This is a genomic window from Kingella kingae (assembly GCF_900475905.1).
Classification (GTDB): domain Bacteria; phylum Pseudomonadota; class Gammaproteobacteria; order Burkholderiales; family Neisseriaceae; genus Kingella; species Kingella kingae.
Genome location: NZ_LS483426.1, coordinates 275,594 through 290,611, shown reverse-complemented (window position 1 = coordinate 290,611; position 15,018 = coordinate 275,594). Strand labels below are relative to the sequence as shown.

At 47.2% G+C, this 15,018-nt stretch carries 15 protein-coding genes; 8 read left to right on the top strand and 7 right to left on the bottom strand.

The genetic code is table 11. From position 1 onward, the window contains the following. Position 1 precedes the first annotated feature (1 nt). Together rpmH and DQN52_RS01525 are read right to left on the bottom strand one after the other, a co-directional pair. Positions 2 to 136 carry a 50S ribosomal protein L34 gene (rpmH, locus tag DQN52_RS01530; protein ID WP_002214728.1) on the bottom strand — a complete coding sequence of 45 codons (135 nt, stop codon included), beginning with the start codon at positions 134 to 136 and terminating at the stop codon, positions 2 to 4. Between the two features lie 149 nt (positions 137 to 285). Further along, entirely contained in the window at positions 286 to 1,134 is an 849-nt protein-coding gene (locus DQN52_RS01525; protein WP_003788439.1) for an SPFH domain-containing protein, read from the bottom strand. 206 nt (positions 1,135 to 1,340) lie between these two features. Here DQN52_RS01525 and dnaA point away from each other — a divergent pair, with 206 nt between their 5' ends. Further along, positions 1,341 to 2,921, top strand: a complete 1,581-nt coding sequence (gene dnaA, locus DQN52_RS01520) for a chromosomal replication initiator protein DnaA (protein WP_032827861.1) — start codon at positions 1,341 to 1,343, stop codon at positions 2,919 to 2,921. A 19-nt stretch (positions 2,922 to 2,940) separates the two neighbouring features. Then, a complete protein-coding gene (gene dnaN, locus DQN52_RS01515; RefSeq protein ID WP_003788434.1) occupies positions 2,941 to 4,044 on the top strand; it encodes a DNA polymerase III subunit beta in 1,104 nt (367 codons plus the stop codon). An 85-nt stretch (positions 4,045 to 4,129) separates the two neighbouring features. Here dnaN and DQN52_RS01510 read toward each other — a convergent pair whose 3' ends face one another. Beyond that, complete coding sequence (locus DQN52_RS01510) at positions 4,130 to 4,456, bottom strand: FKBP-type peptidyl-prolyl cis-trans isomerase (RefSeq protein WP_019390222.1); 327 nt, start codon at positions 4,454 to 4,456, stop codon at positions 4,130 to 4,132. A 113-nt stretch (positions 4,457 to 4,569) separates the two neighbouring features. Between DQN52_RS01510 and DQN52_RS01505 the strand changes: the two genes are divergently transcribed. Beyond that, entirely contained in the window at positions 4,570 to 5,511 is a 942-nt protein-coding gene (locus DQN52_RS01505; RefSeq protein ID WP_003788431.1) for a D-2-hydroxyacid dehydrogenase, read from the top strand. 82 nt (positions 5,512 to 5,593) lie between these two features. Here DQN52_RS01505 and DQN52_RS01500 read toward each other — a convergent pair whose 3' ends face one another. Both DQN52_RS01500 and DQN52_RS01495 read right to left on the bottom strand, forming a co-directional pair. Further along, positions 5,594 to 5,842 (bottom strand): hypothetical protein, encoded by a 249-nt coding sequence (locus DQN52_RS01500; RefSeq protein WP_003788430.1) that lies wholly within the window; start codon positions 5,840 to 5,842, stop codon positions 5,594 to 5,596. Further along, positions 5,824 to 6,006 carry a helix-turn-helix domain-containing protein gene (locus DQN52_RS01495; RefSeq protein ID WP_003788428.1) on the bottom strand — a complete coding sequence of 61 codons (183 nt, stop codon included), beginning with the start codon at positions 6,004 to 6,006 and terminating at the stop codon, positions 5,824 to 5,826. The genes DQN52_RS01500 and DQN52_RS01495 overlap by 19 nt, the downstream gene beginning before the upstream one ends. A gap of 182 nt (positions 6,007 to 6,188) precedes the next feature. Here DQN52_RS01495 and DQN52_RS01490 point away from each other — a divergent pair, with 182 nt between their 5' ends. After that, on the top strand, positions 6,189 to 6,368 hold the full coding sequence (locus tag DQN52_RS01490; RefSeq protein WP_223877623.1) for a hypothetical protein: 180 nt from the start codon (positions 6,189 to 6,191) through the stop codon (positions 6,366 to 6,368). Positions 6,369 to 6,588: 220 nt separating this feature from the next. Here DQN52_RS01490 and DQN52_RS01485 read toward each other — a convergent pair whose 3' ends face one another. Further along, complete coding sequence (locus tag DQN52_RS01485; RefSeq protein WP_003788423.1) at positions 6,589 to 7,404, bottom strand: symmetrical bis(5'-nucleosyl)-tetraphosphatase; 816 nt, start codon at positions 7,402 to 7,404, stop codon at positions 6,589 to 6,591. A 120-nt stretch (positions 7,405 to 7,524) separates the two neighbouring features. Here DQN52_RS01485 and DQN52_RS01480 point away from each other — a divergent pair, with 120 nt between their 5' ends. The 4 genes from DQN52_RS01480 (at position 7,525) to recQ (ending at position 14,227) form a co-directional block, all read left to right on the top strand. Next, positions 7,525 to 9,315 carry an aminopeptidase P family protein gene (locus DQN52_RS01480; protein ID WP_032827832.1) on the top strand — a complete coding sequence of 597 codons (1,791 nt, stop codon included), beginning with the start codon at positions 7,525 to 7,527 and terminating at the stop codon, positions 9,313 to 9,315. Between the two features lie 226 nt (positions 9,316 to 9,541). Then, positions 9,542 to 10,234: a phospholipase D family protein gene (locus tag DQN52_RS01475; RefSeq protein ID WP_019390218.1), complete on the top strand. Its 693-nt coding sequence runs from the start codon at positions 9,542 to 9,544 to the stop codon at positions 10,232 to 10,234. A gap of 23 nt (positions 10,235 to 10,257) precedes the next feature. Further along, the gene (locus DQN52_RS01470) at positions 10,258 to 11,448 is read left to right on the top strand and encodes an amino acid aminotransferase (protein ID WP_003788417.1); all 1,191 of its coding nucleotides are present in this window, start codon (positions 10,258 to 10,260) and stop codon (positions 11,446 to 11,448) included. A gap of 382 nt (positions 11,449 to 11,830) precedes the next feature. Next, on the top strand, positions 11,831 to 14,227 hold the full coding sequence (gene recQ, locus DQN52_RS01465) for a DNA helicase RecQ (RefSeq protein WP_231954176.1): 2,397 nt from the start codon (positions 11,831 to 11,833) through the stop codon (positions 14,225 to 14,227). Between the two features lie 52 nt (positions 14,228 to 14,279). Here the strand turns inward: recQ and DQN52_RS01460 are convergent, their stop codons facing one another. Further along, the gene (locus DQN52_RS01460; protein WP_071461623.1) at positions 14,280 to 14,984 is read right to left on the bottom strand and encodes an IS1 family transposase; all 705 of its coding nucleotides are present in this window, start codon (positions 14,982 to 14,984) and stop codon (positions 14,280 to 14,282) included. Between the last annotated feature and the right edge of the window lie 34 nt (positions 14,985 to 15,018).

The window sequence follows — 15,018 nt, the reverse complement described above, 5'->3', positions numbered from 1 at the left end:
ATTACACAGCCAAGCGTTTGCGACCTTTGGCGCGGCGTGCAGCCAAAACTGCGCGACCACCGCGCGTTTTAGAGCGAACCAAGAAGCCGTGAGTGCGTTTGCGTTTGGTTACTGATGGTTGGTAAGTACGTTTCATGATGTTGTCCTATTCAAAATTCGGAAAAAATTAAATGCGCAATTAAACCTGTTTTATAAGGCTTTGTCAATCAAAATAAATTAGTGCAGGCTGTTTTTTAACGCGGAAACACGCAAAAAGCAGCCTGCACTTTATTTACATCATTTACATCAATCGCCACTCACATTCAACACGGGCGATGCGTTTTCTTCGCTCAACAACACCGTCATCATTGCCGTAACCAATTTGGCTTTTTCGCTATTGGTCATGTTCACAATGCCGCGTTTTTCCAGTTCACTTACTGTACCGCTCACCATGGAAATCGCGCCACGAACCAAAGTCTGCCGCGCTAAAATCACGGCTTCGGCTTGTTGGCGGCGCAACATGGCTTGGGCGATTTCGGGTGCGTAGGTCAAATGCGTAAACCGAACTTCGTCAATAGCAATGCCTGCCACTTCTACTCGTTCCTGCAACATTTCTTGGAATTGCGCCAAAATGGTTTGCGAATGCCCTGTCAAACTTTCGCGGCTGCCATCGCTGGCGTAGGGGTGATGCGTTGCCAATGCGCGAAGTGCGCCTTCGCTTTGCACGTTCAAAAAGTGGTAGGCGTTTTCTACGTCCAACACGGCGGCGGCTGGGTTTTCGATGTGGTACACAATCGCGGCGGCAATTTCAATCGGCGTGCCTGATGAATCGTTTACTTTGAGCGTGTCGGTTACATAGTTGCCTGTTTTGAGCGATACGGTTTCGGTTCGATAAAACGGAATCAACCAATAAAAGCCCGAATGTGGCAAGATGCCTGCGTATTTGCCAAACAGCGTGCCAACCAAGGCGGTGTTGGGCTGCACCACGCGAAAGCGTCCAAACAAATAAGCATACGGCACGGCAATCACAATCGCTAAAAATCCGCCCGACAGAAAAATGCCGATTAAGCCTGCGCCCACGGCAAGCAAAATGGCAAGGGCGATAAAGCCGTTTAGATAAGGCATTTCGTATTTTTGGCTATATGTTTGGCTCATGGCGTTTCCTTGTATTGGGTGGATTTAAAGTCGTGGATTGTAACATAAATAGCTTATTTTTTGATGCTGTGTGGCAAGTTATCCACAATCACAGCGCGGAAAAAGTTATCCACAAAGTAAGTAAAATTCGTTATAATTTTGCAAAATTTGGTGGCGCGATTGGAAAAAGCAGCCTGCACTTGATGACCCTTGTTTACGAGATTGTTATGATTTTAGCCGATTTTTGGGCGCAGACTTTACGCCGCCTGCACAACGAATTAAGCGAACAGCAATTCAATCTTGCCATCGCGCCTATTACTGTGGGCGAAGAAAATGGCGTGTGGATTGTGTACGCTCAAAATCAGTTTAAAGTCAATTTGTTGCGCTCTCAATATGCGGCAAAATTGGACGCAATCCGTGCGGAACTTGCGCCCAATGCACCCGAATTGTTGTACAAAGTCGGCATAGGTACGCGCTACGAAATGGCAAACGATGCGCCTGCGTCTTTGCCTGATGTAGCGGATTCCGTTCATTCGGCTGATGTGGCGGATTTGCCTGAATTTGCGCCCAGCGAAACCGAAAGCAGCCTGCACGAATCGATTGCTGCCAGCAAAACGAAGTCCCCTGAAAAAAACAAAAAACAATCGGCACAAGACATTTTGTTGGAGCGCATGAACAATTTGCGCCCCGAAACCGAAGTGCAGGCTGCTTTGGATAAACCCAAAGCCACACCAGCGATTGAACAAGAACGCCAGCGCGAAGAAACCGAACAGCGGTTGGTGCAAACCAATTTGTCGCCCGATTACACGTTTGATACGTTGGTGGAAGGTAAAGGCAATCAGCTTGCAGCCCAAGTTGCCAAAAGCATTGCCGAAAAACCTGGCGACAGTATGTATAACCCATTTTTTGTGTATGGCGCGACTGGCTTGGGTAAAACCCACTTGGTGCAGGCGATTGGCAACCAGCTAATACGGCTCAACCCCAAAGCGCGAGTGCGTTATATGCATTCCGATGAATACATCAAAACCTTTATGGCAACGGTTCGCAACAAAACGTGGGATACATTCAAGCAGCAATATCTTCACTATAATTTGTTGATTATTGACGATATTCAGTTCATTGCAGGCAAAGACCGCACCATGGAAGAGTTTTTCTTTTTGTTTGAACACTTCCACAACCGCGACCAACAAATTATTTTGACTTGTGACCAGTTGCCCAGCAGCTTGGAAAACATGGACAAACGGCTCGTGTCGCGCTTTTCGTGGGGCATGACCATTCGCCTAGAACCGCCCGAATTGGAAATGCGGATTAACATTTTGGAGCGCAAAGCTCAAGCGATGAATATTTCGTTGGAAGAAAACGCCGCTTTGTTTATCGCACAAAACGTCAAAGCCAGCGTGCGTGATTTGGAAGGCGCACTCAACCGTGTGATTGCACGTTGCCGTTTTGAAAAGCGCAACGTCATCGACATTGATTTGGCAACCGACACCCTGCGCGATATTGTCGCCAGCAACTACAAACCGATTACGGTTGATTTGATTATGAAAACGGTTGCCGATTACTATCGCATTAAAATCAGCGATTTATTAGGCAAAAAGCGCACCCGCAACATTGCCCGACCGCGCCAAATGGCAATGGCTCTGGCAAAAGAATTGACCACTTTGAGCTTGCCTGCGATTGGTGATGCGTTTGGCGGACGCGACCACACCACTGTGATGCACGCCGTCCGAACCATTGCCACGCTGCGTGTGGAAGAAATGGAATTGGGTCAAGATTATGAAAAACTCTTGATTTTGATACAAAATTAATACGACAAGGACAACTATCATGCTTATCCTAGAAACCCAACGCGACAATTTGCTCAAACCGATTCAAGCCGTAACAGGCATTGTGGAGCGCAAACACACGCTGCCGATTTTGGCGAATGTGTTGCTGGAAAGCCACGCAGGCAAGATTCGCGTGTTGGCAACCGATTTGGAAATTCAAATCCACACACAAGGCGCAGAAAGCGAACACGGCGATTTCCGCTTGACCACCAATGCCAAAAAACTGCAAGACATCTTAAAAGCCTTGCCCGATAGTGCCAACGTGCAACTGGATTGGGCAGACCATCGCCTAACGCTCAAATCGGGCAAATCGCGTTTTAATTTGCAAACCTTGCCTGCGGAAGACTTCCCTACCATGAACGTGGGCGACACCACGACCGCTGCGTTTGCCTTGCCACAAGAAACGCTCAAACACATGATTTCCCAAGTGCAATACAGCATGGCGGTGCAAGATATTCGTTTTTATTTGAATGGCTTATTGTTGCAAGTGGAAGGCAATCAACTGCGTTTGGTTGCCACTGATGGACACCGTTTGGCGTTTGCGTCCACCACCATCGACACCGATTTGCCCAAACAAGACGTGATTTTGCCGCGCAAAACGGTACTGGAATGGAACAAGCTGCTCAATCAACCCAAAGAAAATGCGGTGATTGAATTGCTGGACAAGCAAGTGCGCCTGCGTTGCAACGACACGGTTGTGGTCAGCAAAGTCATTGACGGCAAATTCCCCGACTACAACCGCGTGATTCCAATGGACAATAACCGCATTGTGGTACTAAACCGCTTGGCGTTGTTGGGCGCGTTGGAGCGTTCGTCTATTTTGGCAAACGAAAAATTCCGCGGCGTGCGTTTGCAACTGTCGGCAGGCAGCCTGCGCGTGTCGTGTACCAATAACGAGCAAGAAGAAGCGGTAGAAGAATTGGAATTGGCGTATCAAGGCGAGAGCTTGGAAACGAGCTTCAACATTAGCTTCTTGCTGGATATGCTCCGCGCATTGAGTGATGAAGATGTGCAAATCGCGTTTGGCACCGCCACGCAATCGACTTTGTTTACTTTGCCAGAACAGCCTAATTTTAAATATGTGGCGATGCCGATGCGTTTGTGATGGGTTGATTGGTTGGGTATAAAAAGTGCAGGCTGCTTTTGGATAACTTCAAAAGCAGCCTGCATTTTAATTCACCTATCAAATATCAATCATGCACACGCAACAATTCCACTTCAAAAATCAACGTCGAATTCGCAGGAATCACACCGCCTACCGCGCGTGAGCCGTAGCCCATTTCAGGCGGAATCGTCAATTTGCGTTTGCCGCCTTCTTTCATGCCACCAAAACCCTCGTCCCAGCCGCGAATCACTTGACCCACGCCCAACGTAATCGTCAAAGGTTGGCGGCGGTCTAGGCTGCTGTCAAACTTTGTGCCGTCCGTCAAATAGCCTGTGTAATGCACCGTGATGTCTTTGCCTTTTTCGGCGATTTTGCCTGTGCCTTCTTGCACGTCTTCAATAATCAAGCTCATGTTTTGCTCCAATAGCGGTTGAAAAATGCAAGGGTAACACAAAAGGCATTGCAAAGCAGCCTGCACTTTGTTTACAATCTTTAACTTTCTACGCCACTACAAAGGACTACATCATGAACATCGTTTTTTTAGACCGCGACACGCTGCAATCTCGTCCGTTCCAATTCAACTTTGATTGTCAATACACCGAATATTCGCTATCCACCGCCGAAGAAGCATTGGAGCGCACGCGCGATGCCGACATCGTCATCACCAATAAAGTCTTGATTACCGAAGAATTATTAGCTGCCAATCCGCGCATTAAAATGGTTACGCTGGCGGCGACGGGCTACAATAATGTAGATTTAGAAGCCGCCAAACGTCATGGCGTAACCATTTGTAACGTCCGCGCTTATGGCAATGACAGCGTTGCCGAACACGCGTTGATGTTTATGTTCGCGCTGATGCGAAACCTGCCAGCCTATATGCGCGATGTGTCGGCTGGTGTGTGGGAAAAAGCACCGTTTTTCTGCCACTATGGCGCACCGATTCGCAATCTAAACGGCAAAACGCTAACGATTTTTGGACGAGGCAACATTGGCAAACGCTTGGGCGAAATCGCCACCGTGTTGGGCATGAATGTGGTTTGGGGCGAACACAAAAACGCAACAACGGTACGCGATGGCTACACCGAATTCAATCAAGCCGTACAAATGGCAGACGTGATTTCGCTGCATTGTCCGTTGAGCGAGCAGACGCGCCACATGATTGGCGAAGCGGAATTGCAAACGATGAAACCGCAGGCGATTTTAATCAACGTAGGACGTGGCGGTTTGGTGGACGAGCAAGCGGCGTTGGCGGCACTCAAATACGGACAACTGGGTGGCGCAGGCTTTGATGTGCTGACAACCGAACCGCCCAAAGACGGCAATCCGCTGTTGGCAAAATTGCCGAATTTGATTGTTACACCGCACATGGCGTGGGCAAGCGAAGAAGCGTTGGACAATATGACGCGCATTTTGGAAGACAATATTCATGCGTTTGTGGCGAGTAAACCGCAGAATGTGGTGGTGTGAATAACAAAGCAGCCTGCACTTTGGGTTAATTCAAAGTGCAGGCTGCTTTTTTAACTATTGATTACGTGTAATCTATAAAAGATTATTTATTTTGCAATGCATTAACTAAATCTTGCAGCAACTGAATTTCACGTTCTTTTTGTTCAAGCAAGTCATCTTTATGCGAAATCGTCAGGTTTAGCTTTTCAATTTCATGTTCCAGTTCATTTGTACCAAAATAAGTATGCTGCGGGCTATCTTTATTAATTTGGTAAATAATGCTTTGTTTATTTTCAGAAATCAAATTAACTGCACGTTCTGCATCAAAATTAATTAACGCCAATAAATCCATGCCAATACTTCTGCAATCTGCTCCAATTTTGGAATATCCAAACGGCGCACACCTCGCTCGATTTTGGCATAACCATTGGTAGACATGCCTAATTTTGCTGCCATTTCTTCTTGTGAAAATTCATTCAGTTCACGCAGCGTTCTCAATTTATCGGTTAGTTGCATATTTTATCGGTACTTTTTGGGTAAGTTAATGGGACAATTTGTTGCTGGTTAATCGCAAAAAATCGTTTTATATTTAAAGGATTGCTGTTGCTAATCACAAAAATAGCAATAAGCTAAAATTTTAACCGATTTTAAAGGATTTAATGATGTTTAAAAACAATAAATTTACATGGATTACAAAAATGGTCATTTGTACCACGATAGCAGGCTCGCTGTCTGGCTGCTATTTGAAATTAGGTACAAATAAACGCCCAGTAGTTGTTGCACCTGCGCCAGTTGTAGTAAACAGCCAACCTGCTCAACAACCAGCCATGCAAGCACCTAATGCTCAAGGCGAACAAGTTCTTCAACCCACTAAATAATTTGATATAAGGAAGCGATTATGAAAATAATGACCAAAATGATTGTAGCTGCTGCGGTATTGGTATTATCCGCTTGCGGTTTAAGTATTGGTTAATCCAATCAGCAGATTAAATTACACTCAATCGATTTACTGAGACCAATCAAAAATAGAATAGCAAAAGCAGCCTGCACTTTTTTGTTGATAAAAAGTGCAGGCTGCTTTTTATGTATTTTGCCGATTCAAAACCGCTTATCCTGAAAACTCTCTTGCTGAATAATCTCGCCAGTTGCCAAATTTGCCGCGGTGAGCTGTCCGCCCCACAACGCGCCCGTATCCAACCCCAACACGCGATTTTGATGCCATAGCCCCAATGCCGACCAATGCCCAAACACAATCGTGTGGCTGGTGTGCTGGCGATTGGGCGCGTCAAACCATGCGTGTTGCTCGGGCGCAATGCTGGCATAAGTTGCTTTGTAGGCGTGATTTAGGCTGCCGTCTGCATTCAGCGTTCGCATTCGTGTCATCACGTTGGTGATGTAGCGCAAGCGGTCTTGTCCGTGTAATTTGGGCGACCAAAATTCGGGCTGGTTGCCATACATCTGCTCAAAAAAGCGTTTGGCGTGTTGATGTGAAATTTCGTGTGCCACTTCATCAGCCAAATCTTGCGCTTGTGCCACCGACCATTCGGGCAACAAGCCTGCGTGTACCAAAACGTGGGTGTCGTTGTGGCGCATGAGCGGCTGTTGGCGCAACCAATCGCGGATTTTTTTGGGGTGTTTGTGCTGCAAAATCGCGTCTAGCGTGTCGCCTTTTTTGAGTTTGCCTTGTTCGTATAACAACGCCAGCAGGTGTAAATCGTGGTTGCCCAGCACCATTTGGACGCTGCTTTCGTGTTGCCAACAAAATTGCAAGCATTCTAGCGATTGCGGCCCGCGGTTCACAACATCGCCCACCAGCCACAGCGTGTCGGTGCCGTGATTGAATTGCAGCGTGTCTAGCAGCGCGGAAAGTTCGGTATAGCAGCCTTGTAAATCGCCGATTGCGTAATGTGCCATGGGTGTGCCTTGTGTGATTCAAAATGGCGCGATTTTATCATGTTTGCCAAGTGGGTTTGGAATGCTAGAATGTGGGTTTTTCAATCTTTGTATTGCTTTAATTCATACAGAAAGACCATCATGCAAACCGTCCCAGAAAAACTCTCCGCCTTGCGCCAAGTCATGCGCGAACACCAACTAGACGCATGGATTGCCACCACCGCCGACCCGCATTTATCCGAATACTTGCCCGAACATTGGCAAAGCCGCGTGTGGCTATCGGGCTTTACAGGCTCGGCAGGCACGTTGCTGGTAACGCACGATACCGCCATCTTGTGGGCAGACAGCCGCTACTGGGAACAAGCCGCCGTGCAACTTGCCAACAGTGGCATCAGCTTGGGCAAATTGGGCGTTGATGGCGACGTAACGCAATGGCTGGCAGACCATATCCGAGAAAACGGCAAAATTGGTGTGGCTGGCGATATGTTTTCTTTGGCAGAGCAACGAAATATGCAGGCTGCTTTGAGTAGCAAAAACATCACGCTGCACCACGATTTTGACTGCGTGGCAAGCATTTGGCACAGCCGCCCAGCCCTGCCTAGCGCACCGATTTTTGTACACGACCCAGCGTTCACGCCCGAATCTGCCAGCGACAAATTAGCTCGCGTGCGCCAAGTTATGCGCGAAAAACACGCCGATTCGCATCTCATTTCTTCGTTGGACGACATCGCGTGGCTGACCAATTTGCGTGGCAGCGATGTGGAATTTAACCCCGTTTTCTTGGCGCATTTGTTGATTGAATCCAACCAAACCACGCTGTTTGTGGACAAAAACAAAATCACGCCCCAAGTGCAGGCTGCTTTGAACGCCGCGCAAATTCAAATCGCCCCATACGAACACGCCAGTCAAGCCATTGGCAAGCTATCGGGCAGCCTGCTGGTTGAACCAGCCAAAACCGCTTTATCGCTGCTGTCGCATTTGTCGCCCGATGTCGTTTTGTTGGAAGACATTTTGCCCAGCACCTTGTTCAAAAGTTGCAAATCGGCAGCCGAAATCACCCATATTCGCGCCGCTATGTTGCAAGACGGCATTGCGCTGTGCGGCTTTTTTGCCGAGTTTGAACAAAAATTGGCACAAGGCGATGTGTTTACCGAGCGCGATATTGACACCATGCTTTATCATCATCGCAGCCAGCGCGAACAGTTTATTTCGCCCAGTTTTGACACGATTGCAGGCTTCAATGCCAATGGCGCAATGCCGCATTATCGCGCCCCAGACGAAGGCAGCCTGCACATTGGCGGACAAGGTTTATTGTTGATTGATTCGGGCGGACAATATCAAACAGGCACAACCGACATCACGCGCGTTGTCCCCGTTGGCGAACCGACTGCGGCGCAAAAACGCGATTTTACTTTGGTGTTGAAAGCGCACATTGCGTTGGCAGACACCGTGTTCCCAGACGGCATTTTGTCGCCGATGTTGGACGTGATTTGCCGCAAACCGATGTGGCAAGCGCAATGCGATTACGGACACGGCACAGGACACGGCGTGGGCTATTTCTTGAATGTACACGAAGGTCCGCAACGCATTGCCTACCAAGCCAAACCCGCAACGCAACACGCCATGCGCGAAGGCATGCTCACGTCCAACGAACCTGGTTTGTATCGCCCACAACAATGGGGCATTCGCATTGAAAATTTGGTGGTGAATCGCCGCGTAGAGCAGCCGCAAGAAAGCGCGTTTGGCAATTATTTGTATTTTGAAACGGTAACGCTTTGCCCGATTGACACGCGCTTGGTAGAAGTGGCGATGCTTGCCGAGCACGAACGCGCATGGCTCAACCAATATCACGCCAAAGTGCGCGAACAGATTTTGCCGCACGTTGATGGCGCAGCCAAAGCATGGTTGATTGAGCGCACCGAAGCGGTGTAGGTTGTTTCAATCGCACAAAAAAATATAGTGAATTAAAATAAAAATGAGACAAGGCGATAACGTCAGCCGTGTGCGCGTGGCACATAAGGACGTTATCAACGCTGTATCATTGCAATTTTAATTCACTATAAAAGTGCAGGCTGCTTTTCTTGTTATACAAAATCAAAAAGCAGCCTGCATACAGTAGTTATTTTTATTAACCTATTTCAATCAAAAGGATATGATTATGGCAAAATTTCTTAATACCAGTGCAACGACTTATTATTTGGAAGAGTTGATTAAACAGTCAAAAGAACGCTTGTATCTTATCAGCCCCTATCTCAAATTGAATGACCGAATTAAAGAGCTGCTGGAAGATAAAAATCGTATGAAAATTGATATTCGCATTGTGTATGGCAAAAGCGAATTACAACCAGCCGAAGCCAGTTGGCTTAAAACTTTAAATTATGTCCGCACCAGTTACTGTCAAAATTTACACGCTAAATGCTATATTTCAGAATCCGATTGCATTATTACCAGCTTGAATCTATATGAATTTAGTCAAGTTAATAATAATGAAATGGGCATTTTATTGAATAGCCAAACCGATGCCGATGTCTATCGTGATGCTTATGATGAAGCCACGCGCATTATTCGCATTAGTGAAGAAGTAAAAATTTCACTTGATGTCGTCAATAAAAACGAAAACAGCCCCCAAGAAGCTGAAAGCCAAAAATTCAACCATTTAACCACCGCAAAATTAGCAGAAAAATGGGGTATTGATACCGCCGAATGCAATAAGCGGTTATGCGAAGCAGGATTACAAGAATTGAATGGTAAAAATTATTTCCTAACCGAAAAAGGTAAGCAAACAGGCGCAAGCGTTAAAAAAGGACAATATGGCTATTTTATTGTTTGGTCTGCCGATTTAATTATTTAAACCTATTATAGAAAGCCCCCCCCATGTTCCAACACGTCCAAGCCTACGCAGGCGACCCGATTTTGAGCCTTGTAGAAACCTTCAAACAAGACTCGCGCGACCACAAAGTCAATTTAAGCATTGGCATTTATTTTGACGATGCAGGCTGCTTGCCCTTGCCGCAAGCCGTTCGCAGCGCACAAGAGCAACAAAGCATTCAAGCGCAATCGTATTTGCCTATGGAAGGACACGCCGCTTTTCGCGCTGCCGCCTTGCAAGTGATTTTGGGCGACACACACACCGTTTTGCAACAAAATCGTGCCATTGCCGTGCAAACGCTGGGCGGTTCGGGTGCACTCAAACTCGCTGCCGATTTTATTCATCGCTGGTATCCGCAAGCCAAAGCCTATGTGAGCGACCCAACGTGGGACAACCATCGCGGCATTTTTGAAGGCGCAGGCGTAGAAGTCGGCACTTATCCGTATTACGACCCTCAAACCATTAGCGTGCGTTTTGCCGAAATGAAAGCCTTTTTTCAAACGCTCAATGCAGGCGATGTCGTGTTGCTGCACCCTTGCTGCCACAACCCAACAGGCATCGATTTGCAGCCCGAACAATGGGACGAAATCCTAATGATTGTGCAACAACGCCAACTCATCGCGCTAATGGACATTGCCTATCAAGGTTTTGGCGACGATTTTGACCGCGATGCCTATGCCATTCGCCGCGCCGCCGACATGGGCATTAGCTTTTTTGTGAGCAGCTCGTATTCCAAAAATATGTCGCTGTATGGCGAGCGCGTTGGCATTTTGGCAGCGATTTGTCCCAGCAGCGAACAAGCGCAACTGGTTTTAGGACAACTTAAATTTGGTGTGCGCCGCATTTATTCCAGCCCACCTGTACACGGTGCCGACATTGCCGCGCGTGTTTTGACGCAAAGCAGCCTGCGCCAACAATGGCAAAACGAAGTCTATGAAATGCGCGACCGCATCAAAGCCATGCGCCAACAACTGCATGATGCCTTGTGCCAACGCTTGCCACAACACGATTTTTCGCACTACATTACCCAGCGCGGTATGTTTAGCTACACAGGCTTAACCGCCGAACAAGTACAACGCCTGCAAGACGAATTTGCCGTGTATTTGCTGCAATCGGGGCGTTTGTGCGTGGCTGGATTGAATCAGCGCAATGTGGATTACGTTGCCAACGCGATTGCCAGCGTGATGAGCACGTAAACATAAGCAAAAGCAGCCTGCATTTTGAGTAAATAAACATAGTGGATTAAATTTAGATTAGGACAAGGCGACAACGACCGCCGTGTACAGCTAGTACATAAGGGAGTTGGCAACGCTGTACTAATCTAAATTTAATTCACTATAAATCCCCCGAAAATAAAAAAGCCCACATTCAAAGCTGTGGGCGTTTCCGATATTGCTTTTGCAAGCCACATCAACCGTTTAGCGGTTATCCACCTTACCGCGCACATCGCGGCAGGTTGGCATGGGAACGTCCAACTCTGAATGCTGGGGCGGATTGTGTGGTGGCTAAAAACGCTTGTCAAATGATTTTGTGGTTATCCGCATGATAAAATTCACGCCATTTCCATCTCAAAGCAGCCTGCACATGAAACCAACCGCCCAACAAATCCTACACAACACATTCGGCTACCCCGACTTTCGCGGACGACAAGGCGAAATCGTGGACACCGTAGCGCGTGGCGAAAACGCACTCGTACTCATGCCCACAGGCGGCGGAAAATCGCTGTGTTATCAAATCCCTGCGCTGCTTCGCGATGGCGTGGCGATTGTCGTTTCCCCACTCATCGCGCTGATGGACGACCAAGTGGCGAATTTACGCGCAGCAGGCGTTCACGCGGCGGCGGTGCATAGCGGCACACCGCCCGAAATCGTGCGCCAGTTGGCAGATGATATTCATTCAGGCAGCCTGAAATTATTGTACGTTGCACCTGAACGCCTTGTTTCGGAACGATTTTTGCGATTTATGGACAACACGAACGTGAGCCTGTTTGCGATTGATGAAGCGCATTGTGTCAGCCAATGGGGACACGATTTCCGCCCCGAATATCAACAACTTGGCTTACTCGCCGACCGCTATCCCAACGTGCCGCGCATCGCCCTAACCGCCACAGCAGACGCAGAAACGCGTGCCGATATGAAACATTATTTGAAATTGGAAAAGGCTGCCGAGTTCGTTTCCAGTTTTGACCGCCCGAATATTTATTACCAAGTGATTGAAAAAAACAATGGTAAAAAGCAATTATTGGACTTTATCAAGCGGCAAATGCACGGACAAAGCGGCATTGTTTACTGTTTGAGCCGCAAAAATGTGGAAGATGTTGCCGCGTTTTTGTGTGAAAACGGTTTGAATGCCGTGCCGTATCACGCTGGCATGAGTTTGGAAAATCGCCAACAAAATCAACATCGTTTCACGCATGAAGACAATATTATTGTGGTGGCAACGGTGGCGTTTGGTATGGGGATTGATAAACCTGATGTGCGTTTTGTCGCGCATTTAGATATGCCGCAGAGCATTGAACATTTCTATCAAGAAAGCGGACGCGCTGGGCGTGATGGGCTGCCTGCCGTGAGTTGGCTGTGTTATGGCATGAATACGCTGGTTTTGCTGAAAGAACGCATTCAGGAAAGCCAAGCATCTGATTTTCAAAAACAAGTTGAATTGCAAAAATTGAACGCGATGTTTGACGTATGCGAAACGGCAGCTTGTCGCCGTCAGCTTTTGTTGCGGCATTTTGGTGAAAACAGCGAGCCGTGTGGGAATTGCGATAATTGTCTGCATCCGCCTGTGCGTTTTGACGGCACGGAATTGGTGCAAAAATTGTTGAGTTGCGTGTATCGTGTGGGGCAGAAATTTGCGGCTGGTTATGTGATTGAAGTTTTGCGTGGAAAATCAACGGATTGGATTGTGCGAATGGGGCATGATAAATTGTCCACGTTTGGCATTGGCGCGAATTTGAGCGATAAAGATTGGCGAAATGTGGTGCGACAATGTATCGGTTTAGGCTTATTAAACAATGATATGCACAATTATCAGGCGTTGATTTTAACGCCAGCCGCCAAACCTGTTTTGCGTGGCGAAGAAACCGTGATGTTGCGCCCACTCAAACGCGAAAAAGCGGCGACCAAAGTGGCGAAAACGGACACTTGGTTGCGGACGGAACGCGAAGAGCGTTTGTGGCAAGCGTTGCGTAAGTGGCGGTTGGATAAGGCAAAATTGGACGATGTGCCTGCGTATGTGATTTGCGGCGACAAGACTTTGCGCGATGTAGTGGAGCGGCTGCCTGAAAATTTGGCGGATTTGGCGCAGGTGTATGGTTTGGGCGAAGCAAAAATTAAGCAGTTTGGCGATGAGATTTTGGAAATTGTGGAACAGCATTTGTCGGGCGAAAATCCTGTTTCTGCGCCGAATAACGGCGTACCGTTTTGTTCCCAAATCGGAGATTTGGACAAAACTGGCAGCAGCCTGCAAAATGATTTAGCAGAAAATTCAAATGATGACACACCAGCACAACAAGCGGCGTTTAACGCGCTGACGGCTTGGCGAGCGGAAACGGCGGCGGCGCAAAATGGCACGTTGCACAGCGTGATTTCTGATGATTCGTTGGCGGATTTGGCGCGATTGTTGCCGAGTGAACCGATTGATTTGCAAATGATTTACGGTTTGGGCGATGTGCGAATTGGCAAATTTGGCGATGAAATTTTGCGCGTGTGTGCGCCGTTTTCAGGTAGCCTGAACGATGATTTGGCGCGTAAACGCTTGTTGTTGCGCGAATTGCAATCGTGGTGCGCGGCAACAGCGCAAGCGGAAGATGTGGCGGAATTTCGCGTGTTGAGTAAGCCGACTTTGCGCGCGATTGCGAATAAGCTGCCTGAAAATATGGACGCGCTGCATCATGTGCATGGTTTGGACAATGAGAAAATTGGGAAGTATGGAGAAGCGTTGATTGAGATTTGCTCACGTTTTCAGGCTGCGTGAAAATATAGTGGATTAAATTTAGAGGTGGTGTCCTGAAAAGTGTGCTGCAAAACTAAACAATGCCAAAGTGAATATCAAAGAAAGCTAAATCAAAAACTTTCTTGTGATAAAACATACTGTTAGAAAAGCAACACGTTTTTCTAAACGCTTGCCTTACTTTGTGCCGTAAACGACAATTATTACCCTCAATGCCAACTGTGTGTTGCTTACCAACTAGATGCCATTCTTCATTTGAAAAGACATTTAAAAATGCAGCCCAGTCATCGGTCGCAATTCTGTCATAGGTTACACGCAACTCTTTCAAACGCCGTTTGAGTGCTCGCGCTGTTGCTAAATCGCGTTTACCCCAAACGTAAGCGACAATTTCGCCACTTTCTCTGTGATAGGCATAGACTAGCCACACTTTATTAGACTTGTTACCGACAAATGTCCAAAACTCGTCTATTTCAAGTGTAGAGTAATGTTTTTGTTTAGGAAATGGCTCAAACTCATGGCGTTTTAAAGCAGCCTGAACTTTGTCTTTGCTGTAACCCGTAATTGCTGCAATATCGCGAATACCACAACCTCTAACGGTCATTCTCCAAACCTGTTCATCAGCTTTGGAATGACAACCCTTATAGGTAAGGTTATGGTCGCCAATAAAATTACGACAAAAATCTTTGCAAAAATATTTTTGTTTACGATTGCAAGAGTAGCCATTTTTCTTTATATTTTGTCCTTGGCAGCGAGAACAAGTTAGAGTTATTTCTGTTTTCACACACCTAAATATACTCTGTTCTCGCTGCTTTTTT